Genomic DNA, 17,936 nt, shown 5'->3' with positions numbered 1-17,936 from the left:
TAAAAGTTTCGCTCGAGGCGGCGTGCCGCCGCTGCCAAGACGCGGAATCGCTCGGCAAGCCTCACTCGACACTTACAAGGTAAGTTTATTGCCGCGGTCGAAGAAACCACCGATTAACTAATAAACTTCCCCAAGACAACTAAAAGTTTCGCTCGAGCCTTTTCAAAGGCTCGCAGGGTCGAGGGACAGCGTCCCTCGTGGGTTTTAAGGGCAAAGCCCTTAACATCTCTTGCCTTTAAAGGGCGGACTTTGTCCGCCCTTAGAGACTAATGTTGCAAACAAGAAGAATTTATCGGCGGATAAAATCCGCCGATTGGAAAAAAAGAAATGTTGGGCTTCGCCCAAAGGTGTGTCGCTCTCTGCGGAGAGCGACAAGGGCGTTGCCCTTGACCCACAAGCTTTTGAAAAAGCTTGTGCAAAACTTTTAAGTGTCTTAGGTAAGTTTTTAAGCTAAGCGGTAGTTTTTTCGACCGTGTCAATAAGTTTCTCCTATAAGTGTCGAGCAATTCCGCGTCTTTGGGGCGGTGACTCGCCGCCTTGTGCAAAACTTTTAAGTATCTTTTAGATATTTTCCTTTAATCAAAAAGGACAAGCCATAAATTTGGCTTGTCCTCTATGTTTATAATATTATTGATGGAAGGAATAGTTTGGTGCTTCCTTTGTAATCTGAATATCGTGTGGGTGGCTTTCTTTAAGACCTGCACCTGTAATCTTAACAAACTTAGCCTTATCGTGAAGCTCTTGGATTGTAGCACAGCCTGTATATCCCATACCAGCTCTGAGACCGCCCATAAGCTGATAAATAGTATCTGCCAACATTCCCTTATAAGGAACACGACCTTCAACGCCCTCCGGAACGAATTTCTTATTGCTTGCCTGGAAGTATCTGTCCGAGCTGCCTCTGCCCATTGCTCCAAGACTGCCCATTCCACGATATACCTTGAACTGTCTGCCTTGGTAGATTTCGCTCTCTCCTGGAGATTCTTCACAACCTGCAACGAGTGAACCAATCATAACAACGCTGCCACCAGCAGCAAGAGCCTTAACAATATCACCCGAATATTTTACACCGCCATCTGCGATAACAGGAATACCTTGCTTAGAAGCCTCGTTAGCTGCATCAAAGATAGCTGTAATCTGTGGAACGCCGATACCTGCAACAACTCTTGTTGTGCAGATAGAACCAGGACCGATACCAACCTTAACGCAGTCTGCACCGGCATCAATAAGAGCCTTTGCAGCCTCAGCAGTTGCGATATTACCGGCAACAAGCTGAACATTAGGGAATGCTTTTTTAACCTTAGCTACGGATTTAACGATATTGCTATTGTGTCCGTGTGCAGAATCAAGCACAAGAACATCAACCTGAGCCTTAACAAGCTCTGCAACTCTCTCAAGAACATCAGGAGTACCGCCAATAGCCGCTGCACAAAGCAAACGACCGCTCTCGTCACGAGCAGAATTAGGATACTGTACGCTCTTTTCAATATCTTTAATTGTAATGAGTCCCTTTAACGCACCATTTTCATCAACGAGAGGGAGTTTTTCGATTTTATGTTTTCTAAGAATTTCCTGTGCTTCCGGAAGCGTTGTACCAACCGGAGCTGTTACAAGCTGTTCGTGAGTCATAACATCAGCTATTCTCTGATTATAGTCGCTGTCGGACATAAATCTCATATCACGGTTAGTTATAATGCCGACAAGCTTACCATCACGACAGATAGGTACACCTGAAATTTTATACTTAGCCATAAGCTGGTTTGCATCAGAAACATAGTGGTCAGGAGTAAGGAAGAACGGATTTACTATAACTCCGTTTTCTGACCTTTTAACTCTGTCAACTTGGTCAGCCTGTGTTTCGATAGGCATATTCTTATGGATAACGCCGATACCGCCCTCACGAGCAATAGCTATCGCCATTCTTGCTTCTGTAACGGTATCCATCGCAGCTGTAATAATAGGTGTGTTCAGCTTAACCTTTTTGGTGAGGTGAGTACTGATGTCAACATCCTTTGGCTCAACATTTGATTCTCCCGGGATAAGCAAAACATCATCGAAGGTAAGACCCTCTTTGATAAATTTCTCTTGAAAACTCTTATCGATCATCACAATTCCTCCTCAGTAATCTGTAAATATAAACGGTTGTTAATTTATTTATTATATCACAACGAGAATTATTTTTTATGCCTTATAGGAATTATAATTCATACTTCTTCATTTTTTGTAGAAGCAAAAATCGTCAATAAAACTAACTTGCGGGCGAACGCAGTTCGGCGGCGAGCCGCAGCTGTCAAGATGCAAAATCGGTCTTGCAAGCAAACCCCCGACATTCACATAATAAGTTTATTGATGCGATTGAAGAAACTACCGAATGGGCTTTCATTTGTGGTCGATAAACTAAAATCCACAACTCAAATAGAGAGTTGTGGATTCAAAATTTTATTATAAACTACTATCAAAAGCAAAACCGTTAAAATTTTACACCATACGGGCGAACTGTGTTCGCACATACACTTTTTCCCGTAAAATAGTTAAAAGTTTTGCTCAAAGCGGCGAGCCGCCGCTCCCAAGACGCGGTGCGTGACCGCACATGACAAGACACAGAATCGCTCGGCAAGCCTTACTCGTAGTTGATTAGGGAAAATTGTTGCTGCGGTAGAAAAAACTACCGAAAGATACTTAATCAAGCTTTTTCAAAAGCTTGCAGTTTCCAAAGGCGGAGCCTTTGGTGGTTTTTAAGGTCAAAGCCATTAACTTAGCAAGGCTTCTTTATAACATCTATTCCCATATAAGGACGGAGAACTTTTGGAACTGTGACAGAACCGTCTGCGTTCTGATATTGCTCTACGATTGCAGGGATAACACGGCTTGTTGCAAGACCTGATGCGTTAAGAGTATGTGCAAAGTGAACCTTCTTGTCTGCACCTCTATATCTGATATTTCCTCTACGAGCCTGATAATCTCTTGCATTAGATGCTGAGCTGACTTCTTTATAAATTTCCATACTTGGAATCCATACTTCAATATCGTATGTTCTTGCCATAGAGAATGAGCAGTCACCGGCAGCAAGCTTGCTGAGTCTGTAATGAAGACCAAGTTCCTGAACAATTCTTTCTGCCTTTCCAACAAGCTCCTCGAAAGCGATATCTGACTTATCGTCCTCTGTATACTGAACCATTTCAACCTTGTTGAACTGGTGACCACGAATCATACCACGCTCTTCGCTACGGTAACTTCCAGCCTCTCTACGATAGCAAGGTGTATAAGCGATATACTTCTTAGGAAGTTCCTCTGTTGGAATAATCTCATCTCTGTGAAGATTTACGAGAGCGGTTTCTGCTGTTGGAAGCATAAACTTCTTATCGTTGCTTGTTGGGTTCTGAATCCAGTAAACCTCATCTGTAAACTTAGGGAACTGACCTGCAACATAGCCACATTCATAGTTGAGCATGTGTGGTGGGAGAATGAACTCATAACCATCTGCAATATGCTCATTAACGAAGAAATTAAGCAATGCCCATTCAAGTCTTGAACCCCAACCACGATAGAGCCAGCTGCCTGAACCAGCAATCTTTGCACCACGCTGATAGTCAATCATACCGAGGCTTTCGCAAAGGTCAACATGGTTCTTTGCCTCAAAGTCAAACTTTGGCTTTTCGCCGAAATATCTTACAGGTACATTCTGTTCCTTGTCACCTGCAACAACATCGTCATCAGGAAGGTTTGGCAAGCCAAGAAGAAGTTCTTTTTGCTTTTGGTCGAGTTCCTGAAGCTTTGCGTCCTCTTCCTTAATTTGTGCTACAAGCTCTTTCATCTTAGCCATAATTTCGGAAGCGTCACCGCCAGCCTTCTTGATTTGAGGAATTTCCTTAGAAGCTGCATTCTGTTCAGCCTTCATAGCCTCAACCTTACCGATAACCTCTCTGCGTTTAGCATCAATTTCAATAATGTTATCAACTACGGAATCAAGGTCCATATTACGCTTTTTAATTTTTGCCTTTACTTCGTCTGCTTTTTCTCTGATAAGTTTAATATCAATCATTGTTATTCTCCTTAGATTTAAATAGATTTATATAAAATAAATTTCAGGTATATTTATTCTTCTCCACCGAGAAGCTTTGCGAGCTGAATCAAATCGTCCTCACTATAAAATTCTATCTCAAGCGTGCCGTTATTTTCCTTATCATTCATAACCTTAACCCTACGGCTGAGATGTTCATTAAGTGAAAGCTCAACCTCATCATATATTGGAGCACGCTTTAGATATTGCTTTTCAGATTTTGGTTTTTTATCTGTATTTTGTTTCTTCGCCAAACGCTCTACATCTCTTACGGTTAAATCCTGTGGTACGATAGATTTCGCTATTTTAATCATAGTTTCTTTGTCAGCGATTCCAAGTAAGGCTCTTGCGTGACCTGCGCTGATCTCGCCGTCCTTGAGCATATCCTGAATTTCTTCCGGAAGATTCAGAAGTCGCATTACATTTGCAACAGCCGGTCTTGATTTTCCGACAGCCTTTGCAACCTCGTCCTGTGTAAGATTATAAGTGTCCATAAGCGATTTATAACCGAGTGCCTCTTCGACTGAATTCAAGTCTTCACGCTGAAGATTCTCAATAAGTGCAATCTGTGTCATTTCGCTGTCGGTCATCTCTCGAATAACAACAGGTACTTCTGAAAGTCCTGCCATTCGACTTGCTCTCCAACGGCGTTCACCTGCAACGAGCTGATAACCGCCGCCGGCAAGTGGTCTGACAAGAAGTGGTTGAAGAACACCATGTGTTGCGATAGAGTCTGCAAGCTCTCGAAGAGCCTCTTCGTTAAATTCCTTCCGAGGTTGGTCCCTGTTTGGCTCTATATCCGAAATTTTAAGAAAAACATTACTATTGCTATCATTTGTATCGTTCTCAATGAATATTGCGTCAAGTCCTTTTCCAAGACCGCCTAATTTTCCTGCCATCTAAGCTAAGCTCCTTTCTCAAGAATTGTTTCTTATAATTTCCTCTGCCAAGGCATTATACATTACCGAGCCTTTGCAAGATTTATCAAAGTACATAATCGGCTTTCCGAAACTCGGTGCCTCTGAAAGTCTTACTCCACGAGGAATAACGCTTGTGAAAACCTTTTTCGGAAAATAGCGTTTAACCTCTGCTACAACCTGTTGAGTAAGATTAAGTCTGCCGTCATACATTGTCAGCAAAACGCCCTCAATTTCAAGTCTTTCATTATACGAACGCTTTATTCTGCGAACTGTATTCATAAGCTGTGAAAGTCCCTCAAGAGCGTAATATTCAGGTTGAATCGGAACAAGCAAACTATCCGCCGCACAAAGTGCATTCGCTGTAACAAGACCAAGAGACGGAGGACAATCTATGAAAATAAAATCATATTCTGCTCTTAGCTGTGCAAGAGCATTTTTAAGTCTTGCCTCTCTATGCTCAAGCTCTGAAAGCTCAAGCTCTGCCGCAGCAAGATTCATACTTGCAGGAATAATATCAAGTTCCTTGAATTCTGTATGTATAATCGCCTGTTTAGAATTTATTCCACTTACAAGAATATCATAAGATGAATTTCTTATGCTTCTTTTATCAATGCCGACGCCGCTTGTTGCATTGCCCTGTGGATCTATATCTACTAAAAGAACCTTTTTACCAAGGAGTCCAACACCAGCCGAAAGGTTGACAGCTGTCGTAGTCTTACCGACTCCGCCTTTTTGGTTAGTAACTGCTATAATTTTTGCCAATCTATATCACTGCCCAATCTTTTTATTGTTATACAAATCAAAATTTCCTCATAAGAAAGTTATTTTTGATAAATCACACTGCAAAAAGCTGTAAATCAGTCATTTTTCGCAACAAAAATATTATATCACAACCGCAATCAAAATTAAAGGGAAATATCAAATTTTATCCTTATAAATTGCTTTTTCTACATTATAACCACTATTAATCATAAAATCACCCTCTAAGATGTTTCACATGAAACATTTCTTGATTAATACTCCCTATTGTTTCACGTGGAACATTTTTCTAATTAACATTCTCCACTGTTTCACATGAAACAGTGATAAATAAAAAAAGAGAGGTTCTCACCTCTCTTAAAGATATTAAGTAATTATGCGTTTTGCAAAATTGGAATAATCTCACCTTCTTCCACATTTGATGTATCGGCTTCTGTTGTTGTCTGTGGAATTGCTGTCTTAGGAATCCTTACACAGTATTCGATATAATCATCAGTTTCATTTTTTTCTGAAATTGCGTCTATTCCAGAACTTTTCATAGTATCAATAGCTTTAGAAATCGTATTTACGAAAATCCGTATATCTTTATATATAATTTTCGTAGTTTGTTTAGCTTTCTTTGCCGGAACATTACTCAGTAACTTTTCTACAAGCTTTTCCGTTTGTTTAACATTAAGACCGCTTGAAATAACCTCACTAAGCGCCAGTTTTCGAGTAGTTTCGTCATCAATTTTAATCAGGGCTCTTGCATGGCGTTCAGAAAGGTCCGAACGGATTATGTAATCCCTCTCTTCTCTTGTTAAACGCAAAAGTCTTAACTTATTTGCAACCGTAGATTGCCTTTTTCCAAGCTTTCTTGCAGCCTCCATTTGAGTAAGTCCACAGGTAATAATAAGTTTGCGTATACCCTCAGCCTCCTCAAAGATATTCAAATTTTCACGCTGAAGATTTTCCAGTAAGCTAAATACTGTAGCTTGTCCTTCATCGCAGCTAACAATTATGCAAGGTACAGATTTCATTCCACACATTGATGCTGCACGAAGTCTGCGTTCACCTGCAATAAGCTCGTATTCATTCTTGCTAACTCTGCGAACAGTCAATGGTTGAAGAATACCATTTTCTCTGATACTTATTGCAAGCTCTTGCATCTCATCACGCTTAAAATAAACTCTTGCTTGGTTTTTGCATGGGCGAATTGATATAATTGGGATTTCTATAACTTTTTTTTCTCCTTTGGTGTTGATAACCATTTAAATCATCTCCTTGTGGAAATAATCGTAACATAAGGAAATATAGAAATTCGTCGCAATATAAGTTATGACAAAACAATCATAAAACTTTGAAAAAACTCCAAGTTAAGGCAACAAATCGCCACCTTCAAGATATGGAATCATTTTGCAAGCCTCGCTTTATTTATGTTATCACGGATAAAGAAACTACCGATTATTTAATCAACTTTTCTAAGAAAATTAACAGTTTCGCTCAAACCTTTTCAAAGGTTTACAGGTTCAAGGGACGGAGTCCATTGTGGGTTTTAAGGACAAAGCCCTTAACTTTTCTTTTTTCTCTAAAAGCGGACCTTGTCCGCCTTTAGTTGCTAACAAAATAAAAAAACAGCCACAATTCAAAATTGTAGCTGCCTCAATCTTACAACGGAAGCTTATTTATCTTAACACCTCTGCGTGGATATTTCTCAGGCGTAAATTGAATCTTTTCTATTATAAAGATAATTCTCTTTTCGCCGTCTGGTAAGGTAATATAATCATTATCCTCTTTGCATATTCCGCCAAGAATACTAATTGCATTTTTAGCAGATTCAAGCTCTGCAAGGCCGTCCTTGCCTTTCATAGCTATAAACGAACCGCCTTTTTTCACAAACGGAATACAGTATTCGCACAGTGATGGAAGATTTGCAACTGCTCGTGAAACAGCTATATCAAAGCTTTCACGATACGATTTGTTTCTACCGGCGTCCTCTGCACGAGAATGAATCGTTTCCGCCTTAATATCAATTCCGTCACAAAGCTGATTAAGAAAATTTATTCTCTTGTTAAGGCTATCAAGCAATGTAAGCTGTATATCATCTCTGACAATTTTCAGCGGAACAGACGGAAAACCCGCACCCGTACCTACATCAATCATAGCCGCATTTTTCTTTATATTAAAAGCTTTCAAAACAGTTAAGCTGTCTATAAAATGTTTAACAGCAATTTCTTTTGGTTCTGTTATTGCTGTAAGATTGATTTTCTCGTTCCATTCAACAAGTATTTTTGCATAGTTTTCAAACTTTTCAAGTTGAACCTCATTAAGAGTGATTTCGTTTTCATCAGCCCACTTTTTCATAGTTTCAGAAATTATGCTCATTTTGCACCTCCATTATTCTTATTTCTAAGCGATGCAAGGTAGATAACCAAAACAGAAATATCCGCTGGACTTACTCCCGAAATTCTACTTGCTTGACCGATATTCTCAGGACGAACCTTTGTAAGCTTTTCTCTTGCTTCAAGTCTTAATCCGTCAATAGCGTTATAGTCTATATTTTCAGGCAAAATCTTGTCTTCAAGTCTGCGTACTTGGTCTATAACGATAAGCTGACGCTTTATATATCCCTCATACTTAATCTCCGTTTCAACCTGTTCAAAAATATTGCGGTCTATATTCGGACGATTTTCATCAATTTCCGACAATGCGTCATAACCAAGCTGTGGTCGCTTAATTAAATCTATAAGTCTTACACCTGTGTTTATCGCAGATGTTTCACGTGAAACAAGTATCTTGTTTACCTTTTCAGAAGGTGCAATAACTGTCGATTTAACTCGTTTAAGCTCCTCTTTGATAAGTTCTTGTTTTTTGTTAAAGCGTTCCCATCTCTCATCATTTATCAAACCAATCTTTCTGCCGATTGGTGTAAGTCTTGAATCCGCATTATCCTGACGAAGTACAAGACGATATTCAGAACGGGAAGTCATCATTCTGTAAGGGTCCTGACAGCCCTTTGTTACGAGGTCATCAATAAGCGTTCCTATATATGAGCTTGCTCTGTCAAGAATCATCGGCTCTCTGCCGAGAATCTTCAACGCAGCATTTACGCCTGCAACAAAGCCCTGAACAGCAGCCTCCTCATAACCCGAACTACCGTTAAACTGTCCTGCACCATAGAGATTTTCAAAGTCGATAAATTCAAGTGTTCTTCTAAGCTGTAAAGGGTCGCAGCAATAATATTCAATAGCATATGCAGGACGCATAATAACAGCATTTTCAAGGCCTTTAATCGAATGATAGAATGCCGTCTGAACATCTTCTGGAAGTGATGAACTCATACCCTGTAAATACATTTCCTCTGTATTCAAGCCACAAGGCTCGATGAATAACTGATGTCTTTCCTTTTCTGAGAAACGAACAATCTTATCTTCAATACTCGGGCAATATCTCGGACCTATACCCTCAATTTTTCCACTGTAAAGCGGCGACCTGTGAAGATTATCGAGAATAATCTTTTTAGTCTTTTCATTTGTCCAGCTTATGTGGCAAAGAACCTTATTTTTACCAGGTTCGAGGGTATCATATGAGAACGGTGTAACAGGTTCATCACCAGCTTGTTCCTCAAGGTCTGTAAAATCTATGCTCGATTTAAGTACTCTCGCAGGAGTACCGGTCTTAAATCTTCTTATGCTCATACCCATATTTTTAAGGGCGTCAGGCAAGAATTTTGACGGAAAAATACCGTCCGGACCACTCTCGTATGAAACATCACCGACAAATACAACACCGCCAAGATATGTACCCGTAGCAATAACAACAGCCTTTGCAAGATACTTAGTTTTTAGCCTTGTTGTAAGTTCCCATTCTCCATCATCATTCTTTACAAGGTTTGTAATTTCGGCTTGCCTTAGTTCAAGGTTTTTCTGTAATTCAAGACAATGCTTCATTCTCTCCGCATATGCTCTTCTGTCAATTTGGGCTCTTAGTGAATGAACCGCAGGACCTTTTCCCCTGTTAAGCATACGCATCTGCAAAAATGTCTCATCGGCAGCCTTGCCCATTTCACCGCCTAAAGCGTCAAGCTCTCTTACAAGATGTCCCTTTGCAGTACCGCCGATAGACGGATTACAAGGGCAGTTTCCGACAGCGTCCATATTTATCGTAAATACTGCCGTTTTACAACCAAGCCTTGCAGAAGCAAGAGCCGCCTCAATTCCGGCGTGTCCTGCACCTATAACCGCAACATCATATTTTCCTGCAACATCAACCATAATATCACCTACAATAAAATTTTATATATAAGAATCCATATATCTGTCATAGCCAAACACAGCCATAGCAACAACACATCTTGTATTATGTTCCAATGAATATTTTTTTGCAATATCCAATGTTTTCATAACATCATTGCATTTATCAGAAATAATATTATATTTAATATATCTATCCTTTTTTTCTTCTCTGCCGTCAGAATATTCTGTCACACAGACATCGTGTCTTACTCTCATTTTTTCGGTAAAAACATAAAAGCCTTTATTTACCTCTTTGAGGTCATTATCAAAATTCTGATTTATAAAAGTAATTTTTCCGTTCTCAATAACTGAATATCTTTTATAGCATACAACAACCTGAGCGCCCTTATACTTTAATAAGTCTGTATTCTTAGCCGTTTCATAATCGCACAGATAAGAACATATAGAATTTGAACTGAAAAAATAGTTATAATCTGATTCTTCAAAAATCCCTATATTTCCACCTATTTCATCAGAATATTCTAATTTATCTCCATCAAAAATTCCTTCTGTATACTCACTATAGCTCATATTACTTACCTACACAGAAGTGTGAGAATACCGAATCCACAACCGCTTCGGAGGCTCTTTCTCCGGTAAGCTCAAGTAACGCAGAAATTGCGTCCTCTATTATTACTGTAACAGCATCAAGAGTTATCCCCATTTCAAGGGCATTTATTGCCTCATTCAGAAAATCTCTCGCCCTCTTTGCACAATCTCTCTGTCGTTCATTCGCAATAATTGCCGCCGAAGGGTCAAGCTGTGAAGTACCGATTATATCCGAAACAACTTTTTCAAGTTCAGATGCACCCGACCCAGATTTAGCCGATATAAACACCACATTCTTGACATTTTTCCTGATATAATCCATATCAATCGCAGTTTCGAGGTCACTCTTATTTATAACAGCCACACTCGGACAATCCTTTATAAGCCCAATAAGCTCTCTGTCATCGTCACAAAGTTCCTTTGATGAATCAAAAACAGCAAGCACCAAGCCTGCACTTTTTACCCTTTTTCGAGCCTTTTCTACACCGATACTTTCAACTGGGTCATCAGTTGCCCTTATTCCGGCTGTATCAGATAAACAAAGCGGTATATCTCCAAGCATAACAGTATCTTCGATAACATCACGAGTAGTTCCGGGAATATCCGTAACAATCGAGCGTTCATAGCCTGAAAGCAAGTTCATAAGCGTACTTTTGCCGACATTTGGCTTTCCTGCGATAACTGTATCTATTCCCTCACGAATAGCCTTTCCTGCGTCATATGTTGCAAGAAGCTTATCGAGAATATCTATGCTTGAATTAAGCTCTCCTGTAAGATTTTCTGTAGAAACTGCGGGAATATCATCTTCAGGATAATCTGCCCAAGCCGAAAGATGAGCCGCACTTGTTATAAGATTTTCCTTAACAGAATCAATCTTTTTTCTCAAAGCACCATCCATAGCACCAAGTGCCGCACGGCTGGATTGCTCACCTCTTGCGGAGATTATATCCATAACTCCCTCAGCTTCAGTTAAGCCGATTTTGCCGTTAAGAAAGGCTCTTTTCGTAAATTCACCAGCCTCAGCCATACTTGCACCGGCATTGAGTACAGCTCTAAGCACTCTTTTCGTAACATACAAACCGCCGTGACAAGAAATTTCAGCAACATTTTCTCCGGTATAGCTATGCGGAGCAAGATACACAAGCAGAACGCCACTATCTATAAGCTCATCGCCATCATAGATATGTCCATAAGCCGCAGTATAGCCTTTCATTTCCGAAATGTTTCTGCCAGTTATTGATTTAAATACCTTTTGAGAAATTTCAAGAGCATCACACCCTGAAATTCTTATAATTCCGATACCGCCTGCCCCTTGTGCAGTCGCTATTGCAGCAATAGTTTTTTCATTCATACATAATCTCCTTTATGTTAAGGGCGTTGCCCTTAAAACCTACGAGGGACGCTGTCCCTCGACCCTGCAAGCTTTTAAAAAAGCTTGAGCAAAACTTTTAAGTGTCTTTGGAAAATTTGTTAGCTAATCGGTAGAGCCGAACGGCACCGCCCTTTCGGCTACGGTAGCTACTTCATCCGCGTCAATTAACTTCCTTCACCACACCACAAGCGAGACTTGTCGAGCGATTCCGCGTCTTGGCTGCGGCGGCTCGCCGCCTTGAGCAAAACTTTTAATTGTCTTTCGAAAGTCTGTTAGCTAATCGGTAGAGCCGAACAGCACCGCTTGTTCGGCTACGGTAGCTACTTCATCCGCGTCAACCAACTTCCCCCACCACACCACGAGCGAGACTTGTCGAGCGATTCCGCGTCTTCGCCGTGGGTCGGCACCCACAAAAAGAGCATCGCCGAAAATACAGCGATGCTCTTTTGAAAAATTAGTCTTTGTTTATTTCAATTTTGCCGTAAAGCGATGTTGTTGGTGCTTCTTCAAGATGCTCGCTCTCAAATGTAGAGAAAACGCTGTCGTCCGGATGTCTTTGCTGTTCATCTGTATATTCACGACGCTGATAGTCGCCTGAGCGTCTGCGTGGCTGATTACTATTTCTATTGCCATAACCGCTGTTATATCTTCCGTTTTTATTTCCATAAGACTGCTTTTTGCGGTCAGGACCGATAACAACATGCCTTTGAAGATTCTCGCCCTCAGACCATGAAGTTGCTCCACGAACCTTTTGTACGGCTGTGTGTATGATTCTTCTCTCGTATGGATTCATAGGCTCAAGTGAAACCTTTTCGCCTGTCTTGCAAGCCTTAAAAGCAAGCTTTCTGCCAAGAATTTCAAGAGTCTTTTCTCTCTTCTCACGATAATTTCCGATATTGATTATTACTCGGAAATATTCATCATTTATATGGTTTACAACTAAACCTGTAAGATATTGAAGCGCATCAAGAGTTTCTCCTCTATGTCCGATAATAAAACCTATATCGTCACCATTCACATCAAATTCCGCACCATCTTCGGTTTCATTTGCTTCAATAATTACATTAGTAACACCAAGCTTCGTAAGAACATCCGTAAGATATGCTTTAGCAATATCTGTCGGAGTTTCTTCATAAAATACTTTTACCTTTGCAAGTGAACCGCCAAACAAACCAAACTTTTTCTTTTCAGGCTGAATAAGAACCTCAAACTGTGCTTTATCTTCGCTTATACCTAATTCCTCCAAAGCAAGTGCTTTAGCTTCCTCAATAGTTTCAGCCTCTTTAATAGCTTCTTTAATCATTATATTTCACCTCGGAAATTTATTTTTTCTTTCCCATATATCCACTACCTGAGTTTTTATTCTTAGACGAATTTTTCTTCTTTTTAGATGAGTTATTATTTTTCTTTTCTGTTGTAGATGAACTCTTTTCTGAATCTACAGTAACTACCTTTGCAGTTGCATTAATAAATTCCGCTGATGCCTCTTCTTGCTCACGAAGAATAACTCTCTGAGCTTCTGCCTTAGCTTCCATAATATTCATATTATAGAACTTATAAAGAACTATCGACTGTAAGAAACCGAATACCGTAGACGCAATCCAATAAAAACCAACAGCTGCAGGAACTGTATAAGCGATATATGCACTAAAGAGTGGCATAACAAGGAACATAATCTTCATACAACCAGCGCCCTGACCGCTCATATTAGTACCATTCATTTTCTGCATAAGGAAAGTACTTGCAACTGATGTAACAAAACAAAGAACCGGAATAATCCAAAGCATAGAACTCCAGCCTACTGTTGATGGAGTTGCAAGAAGGTCAAGACCTAAGAAGTTAAAACCATTGTGGAAGTCATTGATAGTATTAACATCATTTGCATTAAAGATTGCAGAACCATCTGCATTATTGAGATATGGATTAAGCTGTGGAAAATACTTTACAAGGTCAATCTGACCATAATAGGAATTAAAGCTTGAGCCTATACCAGGAAGTGTACTTAAAGTATTAAGAGCAGCACTAACTTTATCCGCAGCAATATGGAAAGTATTTGTCAGCGGATTAACAACTGCATAATAAATGCACATCATAAGTAAGAGTGGAAGTATCGAGGTAAGACAACCCGAATAAGGTGACGCTCCCTCTTTCTGCATAAGTAAAGCACTTTCCTCGTTAGCTTTTTGCCTGTTATTTGCATATTTTTTCATTATTTCCTGCTGTTTAGCCTGAAATCTCGCGTTCGCCGCCATAGATTTTTGTTGCTTAACTGAAAGCGGAAACATAATCAGCTTAATTACGATTGTAAAAATCATAATAGCTATACCAAAATTCTTTACAAGAAAGAATGCACCCCAGAGGATATAGCCAAAGATTCCTCCTATAAAATTAAAAAATTCCATCATAATTTAGAACAATTCCCTTCGCCCTTTTATTTTGCGGATCTTTTGCCTAAAAATTTTCTTTCCGCACTAAATTCAATCTTCTTAATTTTCTTTTCTGGAACAGGGTCATATCCACCCCTTGAGAAGGGATTACATCTCAAAATTCTTAAAACAGAGAGAATCGTTCCCTTCAACGCACCATGAACCTTAACTGCCTCAAGAGCATATGTCGAACAAGTAGGAATAAACTTACAGCATGGTGCTTTCTTTAACGGAGAAATATTTTTTCTATAAAAACAAATAAGCCAAATAAGCGGGTTCTTCATTTAAGAATCCCCGCTTCCTTCAGCTGTTTTTTCATTACACGCAAAACATCTGTGCTTTTAACAAAAGGTGTTTTACCCCTTGCAACAAAAACAATATCATATCCTGTTTTAAGCTCAGGCAAAAGCGAGCGATACGATTCACGAATAATTCTGCGTGACCTGTTTCTTAAAACGGCATTACCGATTTTTTTACTTGTAGTAATGCCCACTCTTACACAATTCCGTCTTGTCTTAATAACATAAGTAACTATGAGCGGACTTTGGTAAAATCTGCCCTTGGAGTAAAGTCTTCTGAACTCGTTATTTTTTTTTAAAGCAACATACTCGTTCAAAGCAACCACCCTACACCCAAAGCGCAATACTAAAAACACCGTTTTAAATAAATTTTGAAAATGCCCGAAAAAAGTTTCGGGCAAATCTCAGAAAGACAAAGCTTTCATCTTAAAAATACGAAAAATTAGTAAGTCAATCTTTTTCTGCCCTTAGCTCTTCTACGGGCAAGAACCTTGCGGCCGTTACTTGTAGACATTCTCTTTCTGAAGCCATGCTCCTTTTTTCTGTGAAGCTTTTTAGGCTGATAAGTTCTCAGCATTACAAAACCCTCCCTTCAAAATCTCAAAATAGAAGGCGGAACCGATAGAATTTCCCAGATAGTGGGAATACAAAAGATAAAGCCTTACAAATTAGCATTATAACTTATAAAAGGTAGAAATGTCAAGTATTTTTTCAAACTTATAGTATCTTACTTTTTATCGATAGCTACATTATATATGATGAAGTAACTATCGTAAACAAACTACACTGTTCTGCTATACCGATTAGCTAACAGATTTCCCAAAGACACTTAAAAGTTTCGCTCGAGCCTTTTCAAAGGCTCGCAGGGTCGAGGGACGGAGTCTCTCGTGGGTTTTAAGGGCGAAGCCCTTAACATCTCTTGCCTTTAAAGGGCGGACTTTGTCCGCCCTTAGTTACTAATCTTGCTAACAAAAGAAAATTAATCGGCGGATTTTATCCGCCGATTTTAAGAAAAAATAAATGTTGGGCAAAGCCCAAAAGTATTTCGCTCTCTGTGGAGAACGACCAAAGGCTCTTCCGTAGATGACTACCTTTGGAAACTGCAAGCTTTTTCAAAAGCTTGAGCAAAACTTTTAAGTATCTCAGGGAAGAAAAAATTATATAAACGGTAGCTAATTGGTAATTACTTTCTCCGCGGCAACTAACTCCTTATACTCACTACGAGCGAGACTTTTTGAGCGATTCCGCGTCTTGGCTGCGGCGGCTCGCCGCAAAGCTTGAGCAAAACTTTCAAGTGTCTTTTGGAAATTAATTAGCTGAACAAACTTTCGATTTTAGCTTTGCAAATTTTTCTCGATTATGCTATAATATATAGTTAGGGTAATAGCATATCTTTTCTATCAATCCCCTTATTTTCTCTTTAAACGCCCTCTAAGCCCTTATTACCCTAAAACCCTTCAAAATCACTTTTACAAATTCCTCGCCTTAGAGCGAATTTTCGACTTATTTTTCGTACTTTTATTTGCTTTTACAAAAGAACTGTGCTATACTTAAGATTGAGAGATTATCGGATTTACTTCCGTATAACAATTTTATAATATTTTTATTATGATTAGGTTAAATTCTTGAAAAATTTATTGGGAGGAATGAAAACTTTATGGATTCCTTTAACGAGGCTTGGGACATTATCTGTGATTATTGCAGGCAGAGAATCACAGATGTTGCCTACAAAACTTGGATTAGTAAAATTGAACCCGTAAATCTGGATTTTTCACAGGGCAAAGCTATCCTTATGGTTCCTGGTGATTTTCATCGCCAAACCCTGACAAGATGCTATATGTCCTTGCTTAATGATGCCTTTGAAAGCGTCTTTGGCTCGGGTATTGACATCTGCTTTACTATTCCTGAGGAAATCAATCAAAAAGAGGAAAAGCTTAACGAAAGTATTCTTGATGCTGACTACGAATTTACATTTGATACATTTATAGTCGGTTCATCGAATAAATTTGCTCATGCCGCGTCGCTTGCGGTTGCAGCAAACCCAGGTTATGCCTATAACCCTCTTTTCATCTACGGTAATTCCGGACTTGGAAAAACCCACCTGCTTAACGCTATCAGAAGTGAAATCAAAGCAAACAGCCCTGAAAAAGAGATTATATATGTTAAGGGTGACGACTTCACCAATGAACTTATCGAATCAATTCACCTCGCAAAAACAAGCGAATTCAGACAAAAATATAGAAATTCTGACGTTTTGCTCGTCGATGACGTTCAGTTTATCGGTGGTAAAGAGTCTACTCAGGAGGAATTTTTCCATACCTTTAATGCTTTGTACGAAGCTAAAAAGCAAATAGTCTTGACCTCAGACCGTCCTCCTAAGGAAATTCAATCACTCGTTGACAGACTTAGAAACCGTTTTGAATCAGGTCTTATTGCTGATATCCAGCCACCGGATTTTGAAACCAGAAGTGCCATTATAAAAAGAAAAGCAGAACTTCTCGAAATTGATGTTCCGGATGATGTCTGCGAATACATTGCAACCAAGCTGAAGGCTAATATCCGTCAGCTTGAAGGTGTTGTCAAAAAAATGAAGGCAAAAAGTCTGCTCTATGGCGAAAAAATCTCAATCAATTCGGCTCAGAAAATTATTTCAGATATTCTGAATAACGACCAGCCACCGCCATTAACAGTAGAAAAGATTATCGAAGAAGTTGCAAGAACATTCGGAGTAACTTCTGAAGATATTCGTTCATCTAAGCGTAATTCCAATATTTCTAAAGCAAGACAGATTGCCATATATGTTGTAAGAGAAATCACCCAGCTTTCAATGAACCTCATCGGTGATGAATTTGGTGGTCGTGACCATTCTACAATAGTATATGCCGTAAAACAGGTCGAAAAAGATATGAGCAAAGATACAAAAGTAAAATCTATGGTAGAGGATATAATTAAGAATATAAGGGATAGATAAAAGCTGAAAAACAATAGTTTTTTCCGGCTTTTTAGATATTTTCCTACAATAAATTTTATTTTACCCTATTATCCGCGTAGCTACACATAAAGTGTACGGTATTGGGAAATAATTATATAATTTTGCAGGAAAATTCATTTTCAATTCAAAGCTATGAAAATGAATACCTTTGGTTTATTCATTTTCTATGCAAATTTATGCATATTTTTTGAATATTGTCGTTCTGACTTTTCAACTTTTCCTCAACAATTCACCAACATCTTTCAACCACAATGTTAAAACAAAAAAGTTTTCAAGATTTTTCAA

General features: G+C 39.2%; 16 protein-coding genes. 2 read left to right on the top strand and 14 right to left on the bottom strand.

The features are described 5' to 3' along the window. Positions 1-313: 313 nt before the first annotated feature. On the top strand, positions 314-454 hold the full coding sequence (locus ACLU24_RS01860) for a hypothetical protein (RefSeq protein ID WP_412609957.1): 141 nt from the start codon (positions 314-316) through the stop codon (positions 452-454). A gap of 173 nt (positions 455-627) precedes the next feature. On the opposite strand, the gene guaB is transcribed toward ACLU24_RS01860, so the two are convergent. The 14 genes from guaB to rpmH all read right to left on the bottom strand — a co-directional run bounded on the left by guaB (position 628) and on the right by rpmH (position 15,236). Further along, positions 628-2,106, bottom strand: a complete 1,479-nt coding sequence (gene guaB / locus ACLU24_RS01855) for an IMP dehydrogenase (protein ID WP_412609955.1) — start codon at positions 2,104-2,106, stop codon at positions 628-630. Positions 2,107-2,755: 649 nt separating this feature from the next. Beyond that, a complete protein-coding gene (gene serS, locus ACLU24_RS01850) occupies positions 2,756-4,042 on the bottom strand; it encodes a serine--tRNA ligase (protein WP_412609953.1) in 1,287 nt (428 codons plus the stop codon). Between the two features lie 53 nt (positions 4,043-4,095). Beyond that, on the bottom strand, positions 4,096-4,959 hold the full coding sequence (locus ACLU24_RS01845; RefSeq protein ID WP_412609951.1) for a ParB/RepB/Spo0J family partition protein: 864 nt from the start codon (positions 4,957-4,959) through the stop codon (positions 4,096-4,098). An 18-nt stretch (positions 4,960-4,977) separates the two neighbouring features. After that, positions 4,978-5,742, bottom strand: coding sequence for a ParA family protein (locus ACLU24_RS01840; protein ID WP_412609949.1), 765 nt, complete (start codon positions 5,740-5,742; stop codon positions 4,978-4,980). 371 nt (positions 5,743-6,113) lie between these two features. Further along, positions 6,114-6,989 carry a ParB/RepB/Spo0J family partition protein gene (locus ACLU24_RS01835; protein WP_412609947.1) on the bottom strand — a complete coding sequence of 292 codons (876 nt, stop codon included), beginning with the start codon at positions 6,987-6,989 and terminating at the stop codon, positions 6,114-6,116. A gap of 397 nt (positions 6,990-7,386) precedes the next feature. Further along, positions 7,387-8,103 (bottom strand): 16S rRNA (guanine(527)-N(7))-methyltransferase RsmG, encoded by a 717-nt coding sequence (rsmG, locus tag ACLU24_RS01830; RefSeq protein WP_412609945.1) that lies wholly within the window; start codon positions 8,101-8,103, stop codon positions 7,387-7,389. Continuing rightward, the gene (gene mnmG, locus ACLU24_RS01825; RefSeq protein ID WP_412609943.1) at positions 8,100-9,992 is read right to left on the bottom strand and encodes a tRNA uridine-5-carboxymethylaminomethyl(34) synthesis enzyme MnmG; all 1,893 of its coding nucleotides are present in this window, start codon (positions 9,990-9,992) and stop codon (positions 8,100-8,102) included. Before mnmG ends, rsmG begins: the two co-directional genes overlap by 4 nt. Positions 9,993-10,013: 21 nt before the next feature. Beyond that, a complete protein-coding gene (locus tag ACLU24_RS01820; protein ID WP_412609941.1) occupies positions 10,014-10,544 on the bottom strand; it encodes a hypothetical protein in 531 nt (176 codons plus the stop codon). A 1-nt stretch (position 10,545) separates the two neighbouring features. After that, the gene (mnmE, locus tag ACLU24_RS01815; protein ID WP_412609939.1) at positions 10,546-11,913 is read right to left on the bottom strand and encodes a tRNA uridine-5-carboxymethylaminomethyl(34) synthesis GTPase MnmE; all 1,368 of its coding nucleotides are present in this window, start codon (positions 11,911-11,913) and stop codon (positions 10,546-10,548) included. 475 nt (positions 11,914-12,388) lie between these two features. Then, the gene (jag, locus tag ACLU24_RS01810; RefSeq protein ID WP_412609937.1) at positions 12,389-13,237 is read right to left on the bottom strand and encodes an RNA-binding cell elongation regulator Jag/EloR; all 849 of its coding nucleotides are present in this window, start codon (positions 13,235-13,237) and stop codon (positions 12,389-12,391) included. A gap of 19 nt (positions 13,238-13,256) precedes the next feature. Next, a complete protein-coding gene (locus tag ACLU24_RS01805; RefSeq protein ID WP_412609935.1) occupies positions 13,257-14,339 on the bottom strand; it encodes a YidC/Oxa1 family membrane protein insertase in 1,083 nt (360 codons plus the stop codon). Positions 14,340-14,365: 26 nt separating this feature from the next. Next, positions 14,366-14,644, bottom strand: coding sequence for a membrane protein insertion efficiency factor YidD (gene yidD, locus ACLU24_RS01800; RefSeq protein ID WP_412609933.1), 279 nt, complete (start codon positions 14,642-14,644; stop codon positions 14,366-14,368). Further along, positions 14,641-14,976 carry a ribonuclease P protein component gene (rnpA, locus tag ACLU24_RS01795; protein WP_412609931.1) on the bottom strand — a complete coding sequence of 112 codons (336 nt, stop codon included), beginning with the start codon at positions 14,974-14,976 and terminating at the stop codon, positions 14,641-14,643. The genes yidD and rnpA overlap by 4 nt, the downstream gene beginning before the upstream one ends. A gap of 125 nt (positions 14,977-15,101) precedes the next feature. After that, the gene (gene rpmH / locus ACLU24_RS01790; RefSeq protein ID WP_022263888.1) at positions 15,102-15,236 is read right to left on the bottom strand and encodes a 50S ribosomal protein L34; all 135 of its coding nucleotides are present in this window, start codon (positions 15,234-15,236) and stop codon (positions 15,102-15,104) included. 1,080 nt (positions 15,237-16,316) lie between these two features. On the opposite strand from rpmH, the gene dnaA reads away from it, so the two are divergent. Next, positions 16,317-17,630, top strand: coding sequence for a chromosomal replication initiator protein DnaA (dnaA, locus tag ACLU24_RS01785; RefSeq protein ID WP_412609929.1), 1,314 nt, complete (start codon positions 16,317-16,319; stop codon positions 17,628-17,630). The last annotated feature ends 306 nt before the right edge of the window (positions 17,631-17,936 follow it).

This window comes from Pseudoruminococcus sp. (assembly GCF_047012705.1).
In the GTDB taxonomy this organism is placed as follows: Bacteria; Bacillota; Clostridia; order Oscillospirales; family Acutalibacteraceae; genus Pseudoruminococcus.
The sequence above is the reverse complement of the archived record's forward strand: the minus strand, read 5'-3'. Positions and strand labels throughout refer to the sequence as shown.

Coding starts and splice junctions, on each gene's coding strand:
- guaB (WP_412609955.1), bottom strand. CDS start 2,106: ATGATCGATAAGAGTTTTCAAGAGAAATTTATCAAAGAGGGTCTTACC.
- serS (WP_412609953.1), bottom strand. CDS start 4,042: ATGATTGATATTAAACTTATCAGAGAAAAAGCAGACGAAGTAAAGGCA.
- ACLU24_RS01845 (WP_412609951.1), bottom strand. CDS start 4,959: ATGGCAGGAAAATTAGGCGGTCTTGGAAAAGGACTTGACGCAATATTC.
- ACLU24_RS01835 (WP_412609947.1), bottom strand. CDS start 6,989: ATGGTTATCAACACCAAAGGAGAAAAAAAAGTTATAGAAATCCCAATT.
- rsmG (WP_412609945.1), bottom strand. CDS start 8,103: ATGAGCATAATTTCTGAAACTATGAAAAAGTGGGCTGATGAAAACGAA.
- mnmG (WP_412609943.1), bottom strand. CDS start 9,992: ATGGTTGATGTTGCAGGAAAATATGATGTTGCGGTTATAGGTGCAGGA.
- ACLU24_RS01820 (WP_412609941.1), bottom strand. CDS start 10,544: ATGAGCTATAGTGAGTATACAGAAGGAATTTTTGATGGAGATAAATTA.
- mnmE (WP_412609939.1), bottom strand. CDS start 11,913: ATGAATGAAAAAACTATTGCTGCAATAGCGACTGCACAAGGGGCAGGC.
- jag (WP_412609937.1), bottom strand. CDS start 13,237: ATGATTAAAGAAGCTATTAAAGAGGCTGAAACTATTGAGGAAGCTAAA.
- ACLU24_RS01805 (WP_412609935.1), bottom strand. CDS start 14,339: ATGATGGAATTTTTTAATTTTATAGGAGGAATCTTTGGCTATATCCTC.
- yidD (WP_412609933.1), bottom strand. CDS start 14,644: ATGAAGAACCCGCTTATTTGGCTTATTTGTTTTTATAGAAAAAATATT.
- rpmH (WP_022263888.1), bottom strand. CDS start 15,236: ATGCTGAGAACTTATCAGCCTAAAAAGCTTCACAGAAAAAAGGAGCAT.
- dnaA (WP_412609929.1), top strand. CDS start 16,317: ATGGATTCCTTTAACGAGGCTTGGGACATTATCTGTGATTATTGCAGG.